The 257-nt window shown below is 44.7% G+C and carries 2 protein-coding genes; one reads left to right on the forward strand and one right to left on the reverse strand.

What is annotated here, in order from left to right; translation table 11 throughout:
- The coding region (locus tag R0J92_RS24490; protein ID WP_411053597.1) for a RodZ domain-containing protein at window positions 1–127 on the forward strand (127 nt) is incomplete at its 5' end.
- On the opposite strand, the gene R0J92_RS24495 is transcribed toward R0J92_RS24490, so the two are convergent.
- Window positions 105–245, reverse strand: a complete 141-nt coding sequence (locus R0J92_RS24495) for a hypothetical protein (RefSeq protein WP_411053598.1) — start codon at window positions 243–245, stop codon at window positions 105–107. The genes R0J92_RS24490 and R0J92_RS24495 overlap by 23 nt on opposite strands.
- Window positions 246–257 lie beyond the last annotated feature (12 nt).

The following is a 257-nucleotide window of genomic DNA, read 5'->3' on the forward strand; positions in this document are numbered from 1 at the left end:
GGAAGAAGCGCTAACTTTACGCACCGGTAACGCTGGTGGCGTTGTTGTGGAATACAATCAACAATCACCAACAGTCTTGGGCAATATAGGTGAAGTCAAAGAAGTTACCTATTTTCCTGAAGACTAGACAAAACAGGGAGAGGAGAACCATCGGCAGATTCTAAGGTAAATCCTGCATCTTCAATCATTTGCCAGTCATCTTTTGCTGCTTGACCGGGAGTGGTGAGGTAGTCAGCAACAAAAATTGAGTTTGCTGG

This window comes from Tritonibacter sp. SIMBA_163, assembly GCF_046535935.1.
Classification (GTDB): Bacteria; Pseudomonadota; Alphaproteobacteria; order Rhodobacterales; family Rhodobacteraceae; genus Epibacterium; species Epibacterium scottomollicae.